Raw genomic sequence first — 17,567 nt, 5'->3', positions numbered from 1 at the left:
GCAAGGGAATGCCGGATTCCCACGTGGATTCCTGTCGGGTCCCCGATCGCCTCACTCCCGTCTCACGCCCCGACCGCCAAGCTGTCTGTCATCGGCCCCCACCGCGTGGGCGGCACGGGACCGGTAGGCACGTCGGACACGGGGAGAACAGAGATGACCCAGCAGATGATCGAGCACCAGGACATGGACGTCACCCTCACGGACCTCGACGCCACCGACGAGCGCGGCGTCTCCACCGACCTGGTCCGGGCGTACCTGAACGGCATCGGCCGCACGAAGCTGCTCACCGCGGCGCAGGAGGTCGAGCTGAGCAAGCGGATCGAGGCCGGCCTCTTCGCCGAGGAGAAGCTGGCCACCTGCACCCCCGTCTCCGCCGAGCTGCGCGCGGACCTGGCGCTGATCGCGGCCGAGGGCCGCGCCGCCAAGGACCACCTGCTGGAGGCCAACCTGCGGCTGGTGGTGAGCATCGCCAAGCGCTACACCGGTCGCGGCATGGCCTTCCTCGACCTCATCCAGGAAGGCAACCTCGGCCTCATCCGCGCCGTCGAGAAGTTCGACTACACAAAGGGCTACAAGTTCTCCACCTACGCCACCTGGTGGATCCGCCAGGCCATCACCCGCGCCATGGCCGACCAGGCCCGCACCATCCGCATCCCCGTGCACATGGTCGAGCAGGTCAACCGGATGGTCCGGGTACGCCGGGAGCTGTCGGTGTCGCTGGGCCGCGAGCCCACGGTCAGCGAGGTGGCCACGGCGCTGGAGATCCCCGAGTTCCAGGTGATCGAACTGATCTCCTACGACCGGGAGCCGGTCAGCCTGGACCAGGCCGTCGGCGAGGACGGCGAGAGCGCGCTCGGTGACTTCGTCGCCGCCGTCGACCCGCGTACCGAGCCCGGTGACGCCGCCACCAACGGCGAGCTGCGCAACGAGGTCCGCATCGTGCTGGCCACGCTGTCCCAGCGGGAGCAGGCGGTGATCCGGCTGCGCTTCGGCCTGGACGACGGCCGGCAGCGCACGCTGGACGAGGTCGGCCGCGAGTTCGGCCTGTCCCGGGAGCGGATCCGGCAGATCGAGAAGGTGACGTTGCTGAAGCTGCGCGACCCGGAGCGGGCGAACCGGCTGGAGGCGTACGCCTGCTGAGCCACCCCTACCCCGACAGGCCCCGGCGGTTCGCCGGGGCCTGTCGCGCTTGATACGCCGGCCACGCCCCACCACCCTGAGACGATGAACTGGACGCTGGAAGTGGTGGTCGTACCGGTCTCCGACGTGGACCGGGCCAAGGAGTTCTACGCGCAACGGCTCGGCTTCGCCGTCGACCACGACACCGATCTCGGCGGAATGGGGCGGATCGTGCAACTCACTCCCCCGGGCTCCGGCTGCTCGATCGTCTTCGGCCGAGGCGTCGTACCGGAGATGCCGCCGGGCTCACTCAAGGGCCTGCAACTCGTCGTGGCCGACCTGGAGCAGGCGCGCGCCGAACTGGTCGAGCGGGGCGTCGAGGTGAGCGAGATCCAGGTGATGGGCCAGAACCCGCACCCGGTGCCGCACCCGCTGGACAACGTCGGCTTCGTCTTCTTCCGCGACCCCGACGGCAACGGGTGGTCGGTGCAGCAGATCTCCGCCCGCGGCTGAGCGCTGCGGCGCCCGCGGGCGGGCGCTGCGGGTCGCCCGGGCGGGCGCTGCGGGTCGCCCGGGCGGGCGCTGCGGGTCGCCCGGGCGGGCGCTGCGGGTCGCCCGGGCGGGCGCTGTTAAGAAGGGGCCCTTCCTCTACCGGAGGCGTTAATAAGGGGCCCTTCCTTACAAGCGGCGCGGGCCGGTGTCCGGGCGGGCGGCCTCCACGCCGGTGCGCACAGTGGCGTGCAGCACCGAGATGCCGTCCGGCCGGGCCAGCACCGGGTTGAGCGTGAGCGACCGTACCCGGGGCTGCTCGTCGGCGAGCCGGCCGACCCGCACCAGCAGGTCGACCAGGGCCGCCCGGTCCACCGGCGCCGCGCCCCGGTGCCCGCGCAACAGCGGCGCCGCCCGGGGCTCGTCGACCAGCTCGGCGGCGTCCCGGTCGGTCAGCGGCACCGCACGCCACGCCCGGTCGCCGAGCAGCTCGGTCGCCACGCCACCCAGCCCGAACCCGACCACCGGCCCGAACGCCGGATCCTCCACCAGCTCCACCACGCACGCCACGCCCGGCGCGACCATCGGCTGCACCAGCACCTCCGCGCCGAACACCGGGGCCATCTCCGCGTACGCGCGGCGCAGCGCGGCGGCGTCGGCCAGGTCGAGGCGTACCGCGCCGAGGTCGAGGCGGTGCCGCAGCCCGGGGGCGGCGGCCTTGAGCGCCACCGGCCAGCCGAGCCGGTCCCCCACCGCCGCCGCCTCCTCGGCCGAGCGGGCCGGCACCGAGTCCACCACGTCGATCCCGTACGCGCGCAGCAACGCCGCCGAGTCGGCGCCGTCCGGGCGCAGCGCGGCGTGCCCGGCCGCCCGGTCCACGTCGGCCAGTTCCGGCAGCACACCGGGTGGCCGGCGCAGCCAGTCCGCGTACGCGGTGACCCGGCCAAGCGCGCGTACCGCCTCCTCCACGCTCGGGTACGCCGGCACGCCGGCCGGCACCAGCCCGGCCAGGAACGTCGCCACCACCGGTTTGCCGGTGACCCGCGCGTCGGGCAGCGCCGCCGCGAAGTCGGCCACCGGATCGGCGAGCTGGCCCGGCAGCGGCGGCGCGAACACGGCCACCACGGCGTCCACCCGCTCGTCGGCCACCGCGTCGCGGAGCGCGGCGGCGTACGCGGCGGCCCCGGCGCTCGGCCCCACGTCCCGCGGGTAGCCGTCGGCGACTGTCAGCCGCTGGGCGGCGCACGCGGTCGCGGCGAGCCCGGTCAGCGCCGACGAGTTGCCCACCACCGCCACCCGCCGCCCGGCCGGCAGCGGCTGGTGGGCCAGCAGCACGCCCACGTCGAGCAGCTCGGAGACGGTGTCCACCCGGATCACCCCGGACTGGGCGAACAGCGCGCTCACCGCCGCCGCGTCCAGCGCCGGCGCCTCCCCCACGCCCGGCGATCGGGCCAGCGAGGCGAGCGCCACCACCGGCTTGCGGCGGCCGATGCGCCGGGCCAGCCGGGCGAACTTGCGCGGGTTGCCGAACGTCTCCAGATAGAGCGTGATGACGTCGGTGGCCGGGTCGTCCTGCCAGTACTGGAGCAGGTCGTTGCCGGACACGTCGGCCCGGTTGCCGGCCGAGACGAAACTGGACAGCCCGAGCCCGCGCCGGGACGCCTCTGCCAGCAGCGCCACCCCGAACGCGCCGGACTGGCTGAACACGCCGACCCGGCCCGCCGCGGGCAGCACCGGCGCGAGCGTGGCGTTGAGGCGTACCGCCGGGTCGGTGTTGGCGACACCGAGGCAGTTCGGGCCGACCACGCGCATGCCGGCCAGGTGCGCGGCGCGGACCAGCGCGCGCTGCGCCGCCGCGCCGGCCGGACCGGACTCGGCGAACCCGGCCGAGATCACCACGAGGCCGTGCGCGCCCGCGCGGGCGGCGTCGCGCACCACGTCGGTCACCGCGTCCGGCGGGACCGCCACCACGGCGAGGTCGACGTCCTGACCGGCGTCGGCCGCCGAGGGGTACGCGGGCAGCCCCGCCACCGTCGACGCGCTCGGGTGCACCGGCACGATCGCACCGGCGAAGCCGCCGTCGCGCAGGTGCCCGAGCAGCGCCGCGCCGACGCCCTGGCCGGTGGTGCTGGCGCCGTAGACGGCGATGCCGCGCGGCGCGAGCAGCCGGGCGATCGACCGGGCCTCGGTGCGGTGCTCCCGGCCGCGCTGCACCTCAAGGGTCGCCTCGGTGGGTGCGATCGGGAAGCTCAGGTGCACCACGCCGTCGGCGTACTGGCGCTGTACCTGGTAGCCGAAGTCGGCGAAGACCCGCAGCATCGTCCCGTTGGCCGGGAGCACCTCGGCGACGAAGTGCACGATGCCGTGGCGCCCGGCCGCGTCGGCCAGATGTTCCAGCAGCACCGAGCCGATGCCCCGGCCCTGGTAGGCGTCCTCGACCACGAACGCCACCTCGGCCTCCGGCGAGGCGGGGCCGAGTCGCTCGTACCGGCCGACGGCGACGATCCGCTCGCCGGCGAGCACCACGAACGCCTCCCGGTCGCGGTGGTCGACGTTGACGAAACGCTTCAGGTCGCGTTCCGGGATTCGCGGGTACGGCGAGAAGTAGCGCAGGTATCGGGTGCGCTCCGAGAAGCGGCCGTGCATGGCCACGATCTCGGGTGCGTCCTCCGGTCGGATCGGTCGCAGCTGGACGGTCGTGCCGTCGCTGAGCAGCACGTCCACCGGTTGTTCGACGGTGGTCACCGGTCGGTCCTCCCCCTGCCGCCGGCTCAGTCGCGCGGGTCGTGCGGGTCGAGCCCGAGCAGCGGGAAGACGGCCTTGCGGGTGGCCGCGACGGCCCGGTCCACCGCGTTCGGCTCGCCGCTGGGCTGCCACGGCAGGTACGACGGGTCCACGTCGTCGGTCATCCGCAACGGCACCTCGTGCCCGGGACGCCGCCGCGCGGCCAGGTCCCGCCAGCCGGGCGGGGTCGGCGTGGCCGGGTCGACCGGCTCTCCGGTGGCCACCGCGAGCAGGTGCGTCCAGGCCCGGGGCACCACCTCGACCAGCGCGTACCCGCCGCCGCCGGTGGCGACCCAGCGGCCGTCGCACAGCTCGTCGGCGAGCGCCCGCAGCGTGCGGTACGTGGCCGCCTGCCCGTCCACGGAGAGGTGCAGGTCCGCGAGGGGGTCCTTGCGGTGCCCGTCGGCGCCGCACTGGGTGACGAGCACCTGCGGCCGGTACGCGCGCAGCACCGACGGCACGACCGCGTGGAACGCCCGCTGCCAGCCGGCGTCGCCGACCCCGGGCGGCAGCGGCACGTTGACGGCGGTGCCCTCGGCGCCCGGTCCGCCGGTCTCGTCCGGGAACCCGGTGCCGGGGAACAACGCGAGCGGCGTCTCGTGCAGGCTGATCGTGAGCACCCGCGGGTCGCGGTAGAAGATCTCCTGCACGCCGTCGCCGTGGTGCACGTCGACGTCCACGTACGCGATTCGCTGCGCGCCGAGGTCGAGCAGCCGGGCGATGGCCACCGCCGGGTCGTTGTAGACGCAGAACCCGGCGGCCCGGGCGGGCATCGCGTGGTGCAGGCCGCCTGCGACGCTCACCGCGCGCCGGGCCTCGCCGCGCCACACCGCCTCGACCGCGGCAGTGGTGGCGCCGGCGATCAGCGCGCTCGCCTCGTGCATCCCGTCGAAGACCGGATTGTCCGAAGTGCCGAGACCGAAGCCGGCGAACAGCGGGTCACGCGGCGCGGACCGGACCGCGTCCAGGTAGGCCGGATCGTGGACGCGGGTGAGCAGCGCGTCGTCGGCCGGCTCGGGCTTGACCAGCCGCACGCCGGGCCGGTCCAGCACACCCAGCTCGCGGGCGAGCGCCATGGTCAACTCGACCCGGACCGGGTCGAGGGGATGGTCGCCCATGTCGTAGGCGAGGAGCGCCTCGTCCCACACCACAACCGTGTCGTCGGCCATGCGGCCATCGTCGCACGTGGGCCCGGGTGCGCCCACCTGACGTGCGCTCACCGGCCGGACGTGCCACCGGTCGCGACCGGACGGTCCGGGTCGGCCACCCACTCGCTCCACGAGCCGACGTACAACGCGGCGTCCGGGCGACCGGCCAGGTGCAACGCGAGCACCGCCTGCGCGGCGGTCACCCCGGAGCCGCAGTACGCGCCGACCGGCGCGTCCGCGTCCACCCCGGCGGCGGCGAACCGTTCCCGCAGTTCCCCGGCGTCGGGGAAGCGGCCCTGCGTGACGTACTCCGGGGCGGGCACGTTGACAGCGCCCGGCACGTGCCCGGCGACCGGGTCGACCGGCTCGTGCTCGCCCCGGTAGCGCGGCGCGGCCCGTACGTCCAGCAGCACGCCGGGCTCGGCGGCGGCGAGCCGGGCGGCCTGTGCGGCGTCGAGCACCGGCAACGCGCCGGGTGCCACAGTCACGTCGCCGGGCGCCGGAGCGGGCACGCTCGTGTCGACCGGCAGCCCGGCGGCCGTCCAGGCGGGGAAGCCGCCGTGCAGCACCCGCACCTGCCGGTGCCCGGCCCAGCGCAGCGTCCACCAGGCGCGGGCGGCGGACATGCCGTCGCCGCCGTCGTACACCACCACCGGATGACCCGCGCGGACGCCCGCGGCCCGCAGCGCGGCCTGCAACGCCGCCGGGTCCGGAAGCGGGTGCCGCCCGGCGGCGCCGGGCGGCCCGCACAGCTCGGTGTCCAGGTCGATGAAGACGGCGCCGGGCAGGTGGCCGGCGGTGTAGTCGTCGCGCCCGGGCGGGCCGGCCAGCCGCCAGCGGACGTCGAGCAGGGTCGGCGGGTCGGCGTGATCGAGTTCGGCGACGAGCCGGTCGGGCTCGACCAGCAGGTCTGCGGTGGCGGACATACGGTCCAGTCAACACCATCCGGCGCATCACCTCCGGCTTCGCCTGCGTCGATGGTCGGTGGTAACGGGTACCATCGGAGCCCAGGAGGCCGCAGACGTGAAGCACGACCTTGTTGACACCACCGAGATGTACCTGCGCACCATCCTCGAACTCGAGGAGGAGGGGGTGCCGCCGCTTCGTGCCCGCATCGCCGAGCGGCTGAAGCAGAGTGGCCCGACCGTCAGCCAGACCGTCGCCCGCATGGAGCGCGACGGCCTGCTCACCGTCGAGGGCGACCGGCACCTGACCCTCACGCCGCAGGGCCGCAACACCGCCGTGTCCGTGATGCGCAAGCACCGGCTGGCCGAGCTGCTGCTGGTCAACGTGATCGGGATGCCCTACGAGGAGGCCCACGAGGAGGCCTGCCGGTGGGAGCACGTGATGAGCGACGCGGTGGAGAAGCGGGTTTTCGACCTGCTCAACCGCCCGACCCGCTCGCCGTACGGCAACCCGATCCCGGGCCTGGAGGAGCTGGGTGACCCGGGCCTGGTGCCCGCCGACGCCGTCGAGGGTGAGCGCAACCTGGCCTTCCCCGGCCTGTCCGGCACCGTCGTGGTGCGGCGGATCTGCGAAAGCGTGCAGACCGACTCGGACGTGCTCCGGCAGTTGCACGCCGCCGGCGTCGACCCGGGCGCGACGGTGACTGTGGCGCAGGAACGCGACGCCGTCTCGATCGACCGCTCCGGTGACCGGGTCCGGCTGCCCCGCGAGGTGGCGTCCCGGGTGTTCGTCGCGGCCCGCTGACTCTCCGGCGGCCCTGACGTCCCGTCAGAGCTGCTATGGCGACCTTCGGTCAGAGCTGCTATGGCGACCTCCGGTCAGAGCTGCCTTGTGTCGATCACCTTGGCCAGCGTGACCAGCTTGCCGGCCGTCTTGTCCGCCTCCGCCTTCGCGGTGCCGGGCGGGGCGGTCCAGCGCAGCGTGGCGAGCCGGCCCTCGGTGGCCAGCCAGCCGACCTCGGCGGCCGGTCCGGACTTCGCGGTCTTGGGCAGCGTGCGCCGGTAGGCGGCCTTGCCCAGCTTGCTGATCTTCGCCGCGCCGCTGGGCTGCACGTCCAAGGTGAACGTGGCCGCGTCGATCGACGTCTCCGTCACCGACAGCGTCAGCTCCGGCAGCACCGCCCTCGCCGCGCGGACCACACAGGTGTGGGTGTCGCCCCGCTCCGTGGCCGCCGCCACATCGAACGTGCCGCCGGTGTGCTCGGCGATCACCGCGAAGTCGAGCAGCCGGCACGCCCCGCCCGAGGACGCCGCCGCCACCGGGACCGGCGGGGGCGGAGCGGGCGGTCCGGACCCGGTCGGCGCCTCCTCGGCGCAGCCGGCGGCGAGCAGGACGGCCGGAACGGCCAGCCAGATTCGGGCGCGCACGGGAGACCTCCGCGGTCGGCGGCGGGTCCGACCCGCCGGAGTTCCGTCGGACACCGTACGGGGTGCCCCAGCGGGGACGGAAGCCCCTAATCGGCCACGTACGGACAGTGCCGGCAGCCTCGCCCGCAGCACGTGCCGCGCCTCGCCAGGAAGCCCGCGCTGAGCACGAACAGCCCGGTCTCCGGGTCCAGGTAGCCGGCCTCCCCGGCGGCCAGTGCGGCGGCGTGCGCGGCCAGGATTCGTTCCCGCTCCGGGTGGTCCGGCGACAGCCGCGACGGGTGCGGTTCGGTCAGGGGCCGGTCCGCCAGCTCGTCACGCACCGCTGGAGTCTACGGAGTAGCCTCCTTACCCTCGCGCGACGCCCTGGGTGCTCACGCCGGTACCTCCCGTCGCGCCGGCCGTTCGGGAGGGACACTAGGAGCGGATGCGGTTGCGCCGTGAACCGGTCCGCGCCGACCGGGCATGAACGGGTGTGACGAACAAAATGCGCCGGGCCGAGGCCCACGAGCGGGAATCTCCTGGGGTCGGGCCGCCCGACGAGCCGTCGGACGACGACGTGATCCGCGCGTCCGTCGCCGAGCCGGAGCGGTTCGGTCCGTTGTTCGACCGGCATGCCGTCCCCGTGCACCGCTATCTGGCTCGCCGGATCGGTGCGCCGGCGGACGATCTACTGGCCGAGGCCTTCCTGGTCGCATTCCGGCGGAGGGCGTCGTACACCTCGGACGTCGGCGTACGGCCGTGGCTCTTCGGGATCGCCACCAACCTCGTGCGCCGGCACGTGCGGACCGAGGAACGCCGCTACCGCGCGCTGGCCCGGCTCGCCGCCGGCGAGGTCGCAGCGCCGGTAATCGAGGACGCGGTCGACCGGCTGGACGCCGCCGCCCTGCGCCGGGACCTGGCCCTGGCCCTGGCATCGCTGCACCGGCGGGACCGGGACGTGTTGCTGCTCACCGCGTGGGCGGACCTGTCGTACGAGCAGATCGCCGCCGTGCTCGACATCCCGCTCGGTACCGTCCGCTCCCGCCTGCACCGTGCCCGCCGACTCACCCGACTCGCGCTCGCCCCCGAGGAGCCGACATGAACGAGATCGACCTGCTGCGTACGCACGGGCCGGACGCCCCGGAACCGTCCACCGAGACGCTCCGCCTCGCGCGGGACCGCCTCGCCGGCGAGTTCGCCGCCGCATCCGTACGCCGGACCGTTCCGCCGCTGCGGCGGCGGACGCTCCTGGTGGCAGCCGGGGCCACGATGGCGGCCGGGGCGGGCATTGGCCTCGCGGTACGTCCGCTCGACCGATCGGCGGAGCCGTTGACCCTGGTGGCTGCGACGATCCCGGAGTTTCCGCTGACCCTGCGGTCGCGGCCGGCGACGCTGGACCCACCTCGCTACAGCTACGCTCCGGGCCAGTTTCTCGCCGTATACCTGTCCCGCGGTGCCACCGACGACGTCTACCTCTTCGTCTGGGACAGCCGACCGGCACGGATCGCGACGACGTCGCGTCCGGTGACCGTCGCAGGCCGCCCGGCCGAAATCTACGAGGAGTCGGACCCCGGCGGACCCCGCCGGCTCGACATGTCGTGGGAACGCAGGGCCGGTCAGTGGGTGTCGCTGACCGGCCACGGCATGTTCGCCGACGACGCGGCGCTACTCCGGCTGGCCGAGCACCTCGTCGACGAGCCGCAGCAGGTGCCGCTGCGGGTCCGGCTGGCGCCACGCGGTTGGCGGCTCGCCTTCTTCAAGAACGACACCATCCTGACCCTGCAGGGCGACTCCTCCGACGAGACGCTCACCGTGCAGGTCGTTGCACGCCGTGACCCGGACCTGCTGCGCAACGTGATGGGGGCCCGGGACGAGCGAAAGGTCACGGTGGGCGGCCGGGAAGCCCATCTGATCCGCGCCGACAGTATTTGGTTCCTGCAGGCCGAGGTGCCCGGCGGAGCGGTGGTCAACCTGCAGGCGCCGCTGCGGCTCTCCGTCGACCAGGTCGTCGCGATCGCCGAGCAGATCTCGGTGACTCCGCGGCGGCCCTGACCGTCCCGCTGCCGACCCGTTCCGGCGAGGTCGGCGGCGCGCTTCGCGCAGCGTCCGGTTCAATCGGCCGGACGCTGCGCGAGCAGGAACGCCTGGGGCTGCCGCTCGCCGTCGGCCGGCGCGCGGACCGTCGTCGCCGTCACCGCGAACCCGGCCGCCGCGAGCTGCGCGGCCAGCCGCTGCGGCGACAGCCAGTAGACGTCGTACCCGACCCGGTGGCCGTATGCCTGCTCCCGGCGGTCGAGCCGGTCGCCGGCCTTCACCGCGAGCAGCAGGTGGCCGCCCGGGACGAGCACCCGGTGGAAGCCGGCGAACACCTCCGGCAGCAGGTCCGGTGGCAGGTGGATGACCGAGTACCAGGAGACCAGCCCGGCCAGCGACCCGTCCGGCACGGTCAGCTCGGTCAGCGAGCCGACCTCGAAGCGCAGGTCCGGGTACGTCCGCCGGGCCACCGCCACCATGCCGGGCGAGAGGTCGACCCCGCTGATGTCGAGGCCGAGCCGGTGCAGGTGGTCGGTGACACGACCGGTGCCGCACCCCACCTCCAGCACGGGCCGGCCCGGCCCGACCGTCTCGGCGAACGCGGCCAGCAGGGCCCGGTCCAGCGGTGGTTCCACCACGTCGGGCAGCAGCCGCGCGTAGTCCTCGGCGACGGTGTCGTAGGCGGCGCGCGTCTCGACCAGCCAGGCAGGTTCGGTCACGCCCGCCGACCCTAGTCGCCGCCTGCCCGGCTCGCCCGACCTGATTGATCATGAAGTTGACGGCCGTCGCGCCCGGCGTGTCGCGCCGTCAACTTCATGATCAACGAAGACAGAACGGGTGGGTCAGCGGAACCAGGTGAGGGACTGGCCGTGGCCTGTCGTCCAGGCCACGGGGTGGCCGTCGAGGGCCAGGACGTTGTGGAAGCCGTCGGCGGGTGGCTCGGGCAATGCCGCGTGGGGCAGCACCGACGGATCCTCGTTGGCGATCCAGTGGCCCGGCAGGCTCCGGACCAGCGCGGTGAACGCGTCCCGCCGTGGCGGCGGCACCTGGTAGAGCACCGAACTGTGGAACACCACGAGCGTCGCCCCGGCCGGGGCCTGCGCCGCCAGCGCCGGCAGGTCGTCGACCAGGTCACCGCGTACCAGCAGGGGCGGGTCGGCCGCCGCGATCGCCGCCGCGGCGCGCAGCCGCTCCCGGCGGTGCCGGTGTTCCGGCCAGATCAGCGCGTCCAGCCAGGCCACGTCGGCCGGGGCGGTGACGTCGAGCGGGTTCACGTCCAGCCCGGCCCGCCACACCACCTCCGGGCGCCGCCGCGGCGGCTCGACGCCGGTCAGGTCACAGTCGAGCACCGGCTCACCCCCGCCGAGATGCCGGTCGCCGTACCGGTAGGCGTACCGGTCCGGGTAGAGGCACAGCCCCGCGGACGCGCCGACCTCCAGCAACGCCAGCGGCTGCGGCAACGCGGCGAGCACCGGCAGCAGCACCGCGCAGCGCCCGGCCTCGTTCGTCTGCGTCGCCCGCACCCGCATCTGCGCCGCGACATCCGGCCAGTGCGCGATCACGTACGCGCGGAACGCCGCCGGGTCGTCCACCGGCCCGCCGCGCAACCGCACCACCCCGAACAGCAGGTTCGGCTGACGCTTGGCCGGCGGCAGCGTGTCGAGCAGGGCGAGCAGCTCCGGGTCACCGGCCACCGCCCGCGACAACCGCTCGTACGCCGGGGACACGCCGCGCGTCTCCCGCTCGGCGAAGACCCGATAGATGTCGGTCGTGCTCATCCCCCGAGCATTCCAGCTCGCGTACACGATGGGATGTGACAGTGGGCACCTACGGCCGTTTCGGCCGACGGGGACGAAGTCCCCGGGAGATCTCCTCCAGGTGCCGCTGTTGGTGCTCGCGCACCATGGCCTCCCAGATCTCCTGGTCGAAGTCAGGATCGAGCGGCACCCACCGGTGCGAGCCGTCGCAGTAGTGAAACCGTTCGTCGCCCGGCCGAATGACACTCATCGCACCCACCCGAGGAAGCGCTGATGCAACACCCCGGCCGGCATCCAGGTCAGATCCTCCGCCGCCCACACCAGATAAGACCCCATGTACAAGCCCAACGACACCGGCGCTCCGGCGAACTCGGCCCGCAGCTCACGACGCCGCGTCGGGCAGGGCCACGGAGCGCCACACCCACCGCAGCTCCACACCGGAAGAACCGGCCCGTGGGTGGTCACCGGAGGCCGTCCAGGAAGCGCCGGGTGGCGGTCCGCGCCTGCCGGCGGGCCGCCCATTCGACCTGCTGACAGGGGTACGGAGACAGGCGCGCCCACCATGCCCGACACCCCGTGCAGAAGCCGTCGAGGCCGGGTACGTGCACCGACAGGATCTGCCGGACCTGCGACTCCGTCACGTCTGCTCCTCTCCCGGCCAGTGGCCGCGACGGATCGGGATGCGATGGCGTGCGCGGCACGGCAGTTCCGCACCGCAGCGGCAGATCCGCCGCCACCGCCGCCAGGACCACACCGGCCGGTGCCGCCGAGCGAGGGTCAGCGCGACCGCCACCACGTACTCCTCGTACGACACACGAGTACGCATGCCGCCCTCCCAAATTTAGACTTCCATTTTGGAAGCCCAACTAGACTAAAAGTTGGACTCCTGTTTTGGAACCCTGCCGAGCGTGTCGCGTCATCTCGATGCGGAGGGCGATAATCAGCCGATGGTCAACCCGACAATCCAGCGCAGGCGGCTCGGACTCGCGCTCAAGCGGGCTCGGGAGCACGCCGGCAGGACGCAGGACGAGGCGGCAGCAGTCATCGATGCCGCAGCGAGCAAGATCAGCCGCATCGAGCTGGGCCAGTCGGGCATCAAGCTGACCGACCTGCATCTCCTGCTCGACCTGTACGGCGTTACGGGCGAGGAAGCCGAGCCGTTACGGGAACTCGCTCGTGCCGGGCGCCAGCGAGGGCGGTGGAGCACATACCGCAACGCCGTACCCGATTGGTTCCGCCAGTACCTCGACCTAGAGGGCGACGCGTCGGAGATTCGCTGGTACCAACCGGAGGTCGTTCCCGGCATCCTCCAGACCGAGCCCTACATCCGCGCGATGAACGCCACCGCCCACCCGCGCCCCAACGACGAGGATCTGGACCTGACGGTCGCCATCAGGCTTGAACGGCAGGCGATCTTGCGCCAGGAAAGCGGCCCAGAGCTGAGCTTCATCCTGAGCGAGTCCGCGCTCCGGCGGAACATCGGTGACGTCGACACCATGAGCGACCAACTCCGCCACCTCGTGGAGGTGAGCAACCAGCCGAACGTCTCGCTCCAGGTCTTCCCCTTCGACGCGCAGACCTACGAAACGGCGTCCTTCAACTTCATCATCCTGCGCTTCGGCGACGACGCCGGCTCGGATGTGATCTACGTAGAGACGTTCACGGACGCGGATTACCTCGACCGACCGGACGCGGTGCGGGCCTACACTCGGCTGTGGGACCGGCTCCGTGCCGCCGCGCTCGGGCCGGTAGAGTCGCGCAAGCTCATCCGGCAACTGGCGGATGAGCTGGCACGCTGACGGAACTGGAGGTGGCCGTGACAAGCCCGGATCGCCTCGGCCTCAAGTGGCGCAAGTCGAGTCGCAGCGACAACAACGGCGGCGCGTGCGTAGAGGTTGCCGCCGTCAGCGAGAACATCCTGATCCGCGACAGCAAGGATGCGGCCGGTCCCGTTCTACGCTTCGGGTGTCAGGCATGGCAGGCGTTCCTCCGCACTCTGCGCTAACCCGGACCTGCCGGTACATACACTTCATCGCTGGCCCTTAAGCCAGCCGCGAGGACGAATGATGGCAAGCGGGGCGCACGCCTTCGCGTACGCCCCGGCCCTCTAGTCAGCGTGAGTCACGGGGCGGATTCGGATCGTTCCCATAGCTGTCTCGCTCACGGATTTGACCGTTTCTGCCGTGAAGGTAGAACTCCGTCTGGTCCGCCCGGGCTACTGGCCGCCCAGCCCTCTCGGCTTCCGCCTGAGTCGGGTGCAGCGACGATGCCCGCTGATTTCCCTCCCGGACCACAGCCCACGCGCCGTCGCGAGGGACGACATGAACAGGTTTGGGCTTATCAGCCATGATTTTCTCCACTCCTACTCGATTAACTTGCTTGACCGAGCCGGGAGGAGCGAAGATCTGTCTCTGCAAGGAAACAGGTCGGGGCTCCGTCCCGGCTCACGAGCCCCGGGCGCGCCAACGCCCGGGGCTCGTTGCTTTCGTCAGCTGCAGCCGCTGGTGGAGCCGCAGCCCTCGCAGACGTAGCAGCTACCGGCGGGCCGCATCTTGGTGCCGCAGGTGAAGCAGAGCGGCGCGTCGGCGGCCTTGCCGATCACGGCCTCCAGCAGTTCGGTGCTGGAACCCACAGACGGCGCGGGCTTCACGGCCGCGGCGTCGGCCATCTCCTGCGCCGGCTGGGCGATCGGGCCGGTCTTCGGCTCGGGCGCCTCGACCGGGGCGGAGGCGGCCATCGCGGTGAGGTCCGCACCGCTCGCCTCCGCCTCCGCCTCGGCCGCGAGCTGGGCGGCCCGCTCCTTGGCGGTGAAGATGCCCAGCTCGGCGCGGCGGTCGTACGGCAGGAAGTCCAGCGCCAGGCGACGGAAGATGTAGTCCATCACCGAGGCGGCCATGCGCACGTCCGGGTCGTCGGTCATGCCGGCCGGCTCGAAGCGCATGTTGGTGAACTTGCTGACGTACGTCTCCAGCGGGACGCCGTACTGGAGACCGATGGAGATGGCCACCGAGAAGGCGTCCATCACGCCGGCCAGGGTCGAGCCCTGCTTCGACATCTTGAGGAAGACCTCGCCGAGGCCGTCGTCCGGGTAGGACGAGGCGGTGAGGTAGCCCTCCGCGCCGCCGACCGAGAACGAGATGGTCTCCGACGGGCGCTTCTTCGGCAGCCGCTTGCGCACCGGGCGGTACTCGACGACCTTCTCCACGACCTTCTCCGGCGCGGCGGCCGGGGCCTGGGCCTCGACGGCGCCCTTGCTCGGCTTGGCAGCCGACAGCGGCTGGCCGACCTTGCAGTTGTCCCGGTAGATCGCCAGCGCCTTCAGGCCGAGCTTCCAGCCCTCGAAGTAGATCTTCTCGACGTCCTCGACGGTGGCCTGCTCCGGCATGTTCACCGTCTTGGAGATGGCGCCGGAGATGAACGGCTGGACCGCCGCCATCATCCGCACGTGACCCATCGGCGCGATCGAGCGCTCGCCCATCGCGCAGTCGAAGACCGGGTAGTGCTCCGGCTTGAGGCCCGGGGCGTCCACCACGTGACCGTGGTCGGCGATGTGCTCGACGATCGCCTCGACCTGCTCCTCGGGGTAGCCGAGGCTGCGCAGGGCGCGCGGCACCGTCTGGTTCACGATCTGCATCGAGCCGCCGCCGACCAGCTTCTTGAACTTCACCAGGGCCAGGTCCGGCTCGACACCGGTGGTGTCGCAGTCCATCATCAGGCCGATGGTGCCGGTCGGGGCGAGCACGCTGGCCTGCGAGTTGCGCCAGCCGTGCTTGTCACCCAGCTTGTTGCCCAGCGTCCACTGCTTGGTCGCCTCGCGCTGCACGGCGGTCGCCACGGTGCCGGTCGGCTTGATCGCGTCGTTGGCGGCGGCGTGCTTGCGCATGACCCGCTTGTGCGGCTCGGCGTTGCGGGCGTAGCCGTCGTACGGGCCGACGATGCCGGCCAGCTCGGCGGACCGGCGGTAGGCGGTGCCGGTCATCAGCGAGGTGATCGCGGCGGACACCTCCCGGCCCTGCTCCGAGTCGTACGGCAGGCCGGAGGCCATCAGCAGCGCGCCCAGGTTGGCGTACCCGATGCCGAGCTGCCGGTAGGCGCGGGTGGTCTCACCGATCTTCTCGGTCGGGAAGTCGGCGAAGCAGATCGAGATGTCCATCGCGGTGATGACGAACTCGACCGACTTGACGAACTTCTCCACCTCGAAGCCGCCGTCGGCGCGGAGGAACTTCATCAGGTTCAGCGAGGCCAGGTTGCACGAGGAGTTGTCCAGGTGCAGGTACTCCGAGCACGGGTTCGACGCGGTGATCCGCCCGGTCTCCGGGCAGGTGTGCCAGTCGTTGATGGTGTCGTCGTACTGCAGGCCCGGGTCGGCGCACTCCCACGCGGCCTGGGAGATGGTGTGGAACAGCTTCTTGGCGTCGATCGTCTCGATGGTCTGCCCGTCGAGCCGGCCGCGCAGGTCGAAGCCGCCGCCGTTCTCCACAGCGGACATGAACTCGTCGGAGACGCGGACCGAGTTGTTGGCGTTCTGGTACTGCACGCTGACGATGTCGGCGCCGCCCAGGTCCATGTCGAACCCGGCGTCCCGCAGCGCGCGGATCTTGTCCTCCTCGCGCGCCTTGGTCGCCACGAACTCCTCGATGTCCGGGTGGTCCACGTCGAGGATGACCATCTTGGCCGCACGCCGGGTGGCGCCACCGGACTTGATGGTGCCGGCGGAGGCGTCCGCGCCGCGCATGAAGCTGACCGGGCCGGAGGCGGTGCCGCCGGAGGAGAGCAGTTCCTTCGAGGAACGGATGCGGGACAGGTTGACCCCGGCGCCCGAGCCGCCCTGGAAGATCCGGCCCTCCTCCTTGTACCAGTCGAGGATTGAGTCCATCGAGTCGTCGACGGAGAGGATGAAGCAGGCACTGACCTGCTGCGGCGACGGCGTACCGACGTTGAACCACACCGGCGAGTTGAAGCTGAACACCTGGTGCAGCAGCATCCAGGTCAGCTCGTGCGCGAACACCTCGGCGTCGGCCGGGGTGGCGAAGTAGCCGTACTCCTCACCGGCGGTGCGGTAGGTCTCGACCACCCGGTTGATCAGTTGCTTGAGCGACCACTCCCGCTCCGGGGTCCCCACCGCGCCCCGGAAGTACTTGGTGGTCACGATGTTCGCCGCGTTCACCGACCAGGACTCGGGGAACTCCACCCCGCGCTGCTCGAAGTTGATCGAGCCGTCCCGCCAGTTCGTCATGACGACGTCGCGGCGCTCCCAGGCGACCTCGTCGTAAGGATGCACCCCCTCGGTCGTCCAGACGCGCTCGATCTTCAGCCCCGCCCCGGCCTTGTTCCGTGACCTGCTGGTCGTCACGCCCTCGCCCCCCTCGTCGGCACGGTCACCCACCGCGCCTCGTGTACCTGTCAGAAACCCGAAAATGTCAGCTGATCGCGCCGGCGGCGTCCGCCGCACCGGCACCGGCGCCCTCCCGGGCGCGCGCGGCGGCCCGCAGCGACTCGATCTCGCGCTCGAAGTCGGCGAGCGAGTCGAAGGAGCGGTAGACGCTGGCGAACCGCATGTAGGCCACCTCGTCGAGGTCGCGCAGCGGGCCGAGGATGGCCAGGCCCACCTCGTGGCTGGGAATCTCGGCCGCCCCCTTGGCCCGCACGGTCTCCTCGACCTTCTGTGCCAGCAGCGCGATCGAGTCGTCGTCGACCGGCCGCCCCTGGCACGCCTTGCGCACCCCACCGATGATCTTCGTACGGCTGAACGGCTCGGTCACCCCGCTGCGCTTGACCACCGCGAGCACCGCCTCCTCGACGGTGGTGAACCGCTTGCCGCACTCCGGGCACGACCGTCGCCGCCGGATGAGCTGGCCGTCGTCGGCCTCCCGCGAGTCGACCACCCGGGAGTCGGCGTGCCGGCAGTACGGACACCGCATTCG

General features: G+C 72.3%; 20 protein-coding genes. 7 read left to right on the top strand and 13 right to left on the bottom strand.

All coding sequences use genetic code 11. From position 1 onward, the window contains the following. The first annotated feature begins 153 nt into the window (after positions 1 to 153). Complete coding sequence (sigB, locus tag AB0D28_RS05820) at positions 154 to 1,140, top strand: RNA polymerase sigma factor SigB (RefSeq protein ID WP_357382632.1); 987 nt, start codon at positions 154 to 156, stop codon at positions 1,138 to 1,140. Between the two features lie 84 nt (positions 1,141 to 1,224). Continuing rightward, positions 1,225 to 1,632 (top strand): VOC family protein, encoded by a 408-nt coding sequence (locus AB0D28_RS05815; protein WP_357382630.1) that lies wholly within the window; start codon positions 1,225 to 1,227, stop codon positions 1,630 to 1,632. Positions 1,633 to 1,797: 165 nt separating this feature from the next. Here AB0D28_RS05815 and AB0D28_RS05810 read toward each other — a convergent pair whose 3' ends face one another. The 3 genes from AB0D28_RS05810 to AB0D28_RS05800 are packed head-to-tail and all read right to left on the bottom strand — an operon-like array spanning position 1,798 to position 6,466. Beyond that, complete coding sequence (locus AB0D28_RS05810) at positions 1,798 to 4,353, bottom strand: GNAT family N-acetyltransferase (protein ID WP_357382628.1); 2,556 nt, start codon at positions 4,351 to 4,353, stop codon at positions 1,798 to 1,800. A gap of 26 nt (positions 4,354 to 4,379) precedes the next feature. Further along, entirely contained in the window at positions 4,380 to 5,561 is a 1,182-nt protein-coding gene (locus AB0D28_RS05805; protein WP_357382626.1) for an acetoin utilization protein AcuC, read from the bottom strand. Between the two features lie 47 nt (positions 5,562 to 5,608). Beyond that, positions 5,609 to 6,466, bottom strand: a complete 858-nt coding sequence (locus AB0D28_RS05800; RefSeq protein WP_357382624.1) for a sulfurtransferase — start codon at positions 6,464 to 6,466, stop codon at positions 5,609 to 5,611. Between the two features lie 97 nt (positions 6,467 to 6,563). Between AB0D28_RS05800 and AB0D28_RS05795 the strand changes: the two genes are divergently transcribed. Then, the gene (locus AB0D28_RS05795; RefSeq protein ID WP_269701234.1) at positions 6,564 to 7,250 is read left to right on the top strand and encodes a metal-dependent transcriptional regulator; all 687 of its coding nucleotides are present in this window, start codon (positions 6,564 to 6,566) and stop codon (positions 7,248 to 7,250) included. 74 nt (positions 7,251 to 7,324) lie between these two features. Here AB0D28_RS05795 and AB0D28_RS05790 read toward each other — a convergent pair whose 3' ends face one another. Both AB0D28_RS05790 and AB0D28_RS05785 read right to left on the bottom strand, forming a co-directional pair. Further along, positions 7,325 to 7,873: a hypothetical protein gene (locus tag AB0D28_RS05790; protein ID WP_357382622.1), complete on the bottom strand. Its 549-nt coding sequence runs from the start codon at positions 7,871 to 7,873 to the stop codon at positions 7,325 to 7,327. Between the two features lie 86 nt (positions 7,874 to 7,959). After that, positions 7,960 to 8,193 (bottom strand): DUF5522 domain-containing protein, encoded by a 234-nt coding sequence (locus AB0D28_RS05785; protein ID WP_357382620.1) that lies wholly within the window; start codon positions 8,191 to 8,193, stop codon positions 7,960 to 7,962. Between the two features lie 164 nt (positions 8,194 to 8,357). Between AB0D28_RS05785 and AB0D28_RS05780 the strand changes: the two genes are divergently transcribed. Both AB0D28_RS05780 and AB0D28_RS05775 read left to right on the top strand, forming a co-directional pair. After that, on the top strand, positions 8,358 to 8,954 hold the full coding sequence (locus AB0D28_RS05780; protein ID WP_357382776.1) for an RNA polymerase sigma factor: 597 nt from the start codon (positions 8,358 to 8,360) through the stop codon (positions 8,952 to 8,954). Beyond that, a complete protein-coding gene (locus AB0D28_RS05775) occupies positions 8,951 to 9,904 on the top strand; it encodes a hypothetical protein (RefSeq protein WP_357382618.1) in 954 nt (317 codons plus the stop codon). Before AB0D28_RS05780 ends, AB0D28_RS05775 begins: the two co-directional genes overlap by 4 nt. A gap of 59 nt (positions 9,905 to 9,963) precedes the next feature. On the opposite strand, the gene AB0D28_RS05770 is transcribed toward AB0D28_RS05775, so the two are convergent. From AB0D28_RS05770 to AB0D28_RS05750, 5 genes are all read right to left on the bottom strand, one after another. Then, positions 9,964 to 10,605, bottom strand: a complete 642-nt coding sequence (locus AB0D28_RS05770; protein ID WP_357382616.1) for a class I SAM-dependent methyltransferase — start codon at positions 10,603 to 10,605, stop codon at positions 9,964 to 9,966. Between the two features lie 123 nt (positions 10,606 to 10,728). Continuing rightward, positions 10,729 to 11,664, bottom strand: coding sequence for a DUF2332 domain-containing protein (locus AB0D28_RS05765; protein ID WP_357382614.1), 936 nt, complete (start codon positions 11,662 to 11,664; stop codon positions 10,729 to 10,731). A 49-nt stretch (positions 11,665 to 11,713) separates the two neighbouring features. Then, a complete protein-coding gene (locus AB0D28_RS05760; RefSeq protein WP_357382612.1) occupies positions 11,714 to 11,893 on the bottom strand; it encodes a hypothetical protein in 180 nt (59 codons plus the stop codon). Positions 11,894 to 12,104: 211 nt separating this feature from the next. Next, positions 12,105 to 12,284, bottom strand: coding sequence for a hypothetical protein (locus AB0D28_RS05755; RefSeq protein WP_013284757.1), 180 nt, complete (start codon positions 12,282 to 12,284; stop codon positions 12,105 to 12,107). After that, positions 12,281 to 12,469: a hypothetical protein gene (locus AB0D28_RS05750; RefSeq protein WP_357382610.1), complete on the bottom strand. Its 189-nt coding sequence runs from the start codon at positions 12,467 to 12,469 to the stop codon at positions 12,281 to 12,283. Before AB0D28_RS05750 ends, AB0D28_RS05755 begins: the two co-directional genes overlap by 4 nt. A gap of 82 nt (positions 12,470 to 12,551) precedes the next feature. On the opposite strand from AB0D28_RS05750, the gene AB0D28_RS05745 reads away from it, so the two are divergent. After that, positions 12,552 to 13,442 (top strand): DUF5753 domain-containing protein, encoded by an 891-nt coding sequence (locus tag AB0D28_RS05745; RefSeq protein ID WP_357382608.1) that lies wholly within the window; start codon positions 12,552 to 12,554, stop codon positions 13,440 to 13,442. A gap of 17 nt (positions 13,443 to 13,459) precedes the next feature. Then, positions 13,460 to 13,648 carry a DUF397 domain-containing protein gene (locus tag AB0D28_RS05740; protein ID WP_357382606.1) on the top strand — a complete coding sequence of 63 codons (189 nt, stop codon included), beginning with the start codon at positions 13,460 to 13,462 and terminating at the stop codon, positions 13,646 to 13,648. A 106-nt stretch (positions 13,649 to 13,754) separates the two neighbouring features. Here the strand turns inward: AB0D28_RS05740 and AB0D28_RS05735 are convergent, their stop codons facing one another. From AB0D28_RS05735 to nrdR, 3 genes are all read right to left on the bottom strand, one after another. After that, complete coding sequence (locus AB0D28_RS05735) at positions 13,755 to 13,991, bottom strand: DUF2188 domain-containing protein (protein WP_357382604.1); 237 nt, start codon at positions 13,989 to 13,991, stop codon at positions 13,755 to 13,757. A 140-nt stretch (positions 13,992 to 14,131) separates the two neighbouring features. After that, on the bottom strand, positions 14,132 to 17,029 hold the full coding sequence (locus AB0D28_RS05730; RefSeq protein WP_269701242.1) for a vitamin B12-dependent ribonucleotide reductase: 2,898 nt from the start codon (positions 17,027 to 17,029) through the stop codon (positions 14,132 to 14,134). Between the two features lie 34 nt (positions 17,030 to 17,063). Then, positions 17,064 to 17,564 carry a transcriptional regulator NrdR gene (nrdR, locus tag AB0D28_RS05725; RefSeq protein WP_269701244.1) on the bottom strand — a complete coding sequence of 167 codons (501 nt, stop codon included), beginning with the start codon at positions 17,562 to 17,564 and terminating at the stop codon, positions 17,064 to 17,066. Positions 17,565 to 17,567: the final 3 nt, after the last annotated feature.

Origin of the sequence: Micromonospora sp. NPDC048169, assembly GCF_040652815.1 — a bacterium.
In the GTDB taxonomy this organism is placed as follows: Bacteria; Actinomycetota; Actinomycetes; order Mycobacteriales; family Micromonosporaceae; genus Micromonospora.
Note: the sequence above shows the minus strand (reverse complement) of the source record. Positions and strands in the feature narration are given on the sequence as shown.

Bases quoted from the DNA above. Each gene is read 5' to 3' on its own strand.
- sigB (WP_357382632.1), top strand. From the start codon at position 154: ATGACCCAGCAGATGATCGAGCACCAGGACATGGACGTCACCCTCACG.
- AB0D28_RS05815 (WP_357382630.1), top strand. From the start codon at position 1,225: ATGAACTGGACGCTGGAAGTGGTGGTCGTACCGGTCTCCGACGTGGAC.
- AB0D28_RS05805 (WP_357382626.1), bottom strand. From the start codon at position 5,561: ATGGCCGACGACACGGTTGTGGTGTGGGACGAGGCGCTCCTCGCCTAC.
- AB0D28_RS05800 (WP_357382624.1), bottom strand. From the start codon at position 6,466: ATGTCCGCCACCGCAGACCTGCTGGTCGAGCCCGACCGGCTCGTCGCC.
- AB0D28_RS05780 (WP_357382776.1), top strand. From the start codon at position 8,358: ATGCGCCGGGCCGAGGCCCACGAGCGGGAATCTCCTGGGGTCGGGCCG.
- AB0D28_RS05775 (WP_357382618.1), top strand. From the start codon at position 8,951: ATGAACGAGATCGACCTGCTGCGTACGCACGGGCCGGACGCCCCGGAA.
- AB0D28_RS05765 (WP_357382614.1), bottom strand. From the start codon at position 11,664: ATGAGCACGACCGACATCTATCGGGTCTTCGCCGAGCGGGAGACGCGC.
- AB0D28_RS05760 (WP_357382612.1), bottom strand. From the start codon at position 11,893: ATGAGTGTCATTCGGCCGGGCGACGAACGGTTTCACTACTGCGACGGC.
- AB0D28_RS05750 (WP_357382610.1), bottom strand. From the start codon at position 12,469: ATGCGTACTCGTGTGTCGTACGAGGAGTACGTGGTGGCGGTCGCGCTG.
- AB0D28_RS05735 (WP_357382604.1), bottom strand. From the start codon at position 13,991: ATGGCTGATAAGCCCAAACCTGTTCATGTCGTCCCTCGCGACGGCGCG.
- nrdR (WP_269701244.1), bottom strand. From the start codon at position 17,564: ATGCGGTGTCCGTACTGCCGGCACGCCGACTCCCGGGTGGTCGACTCG.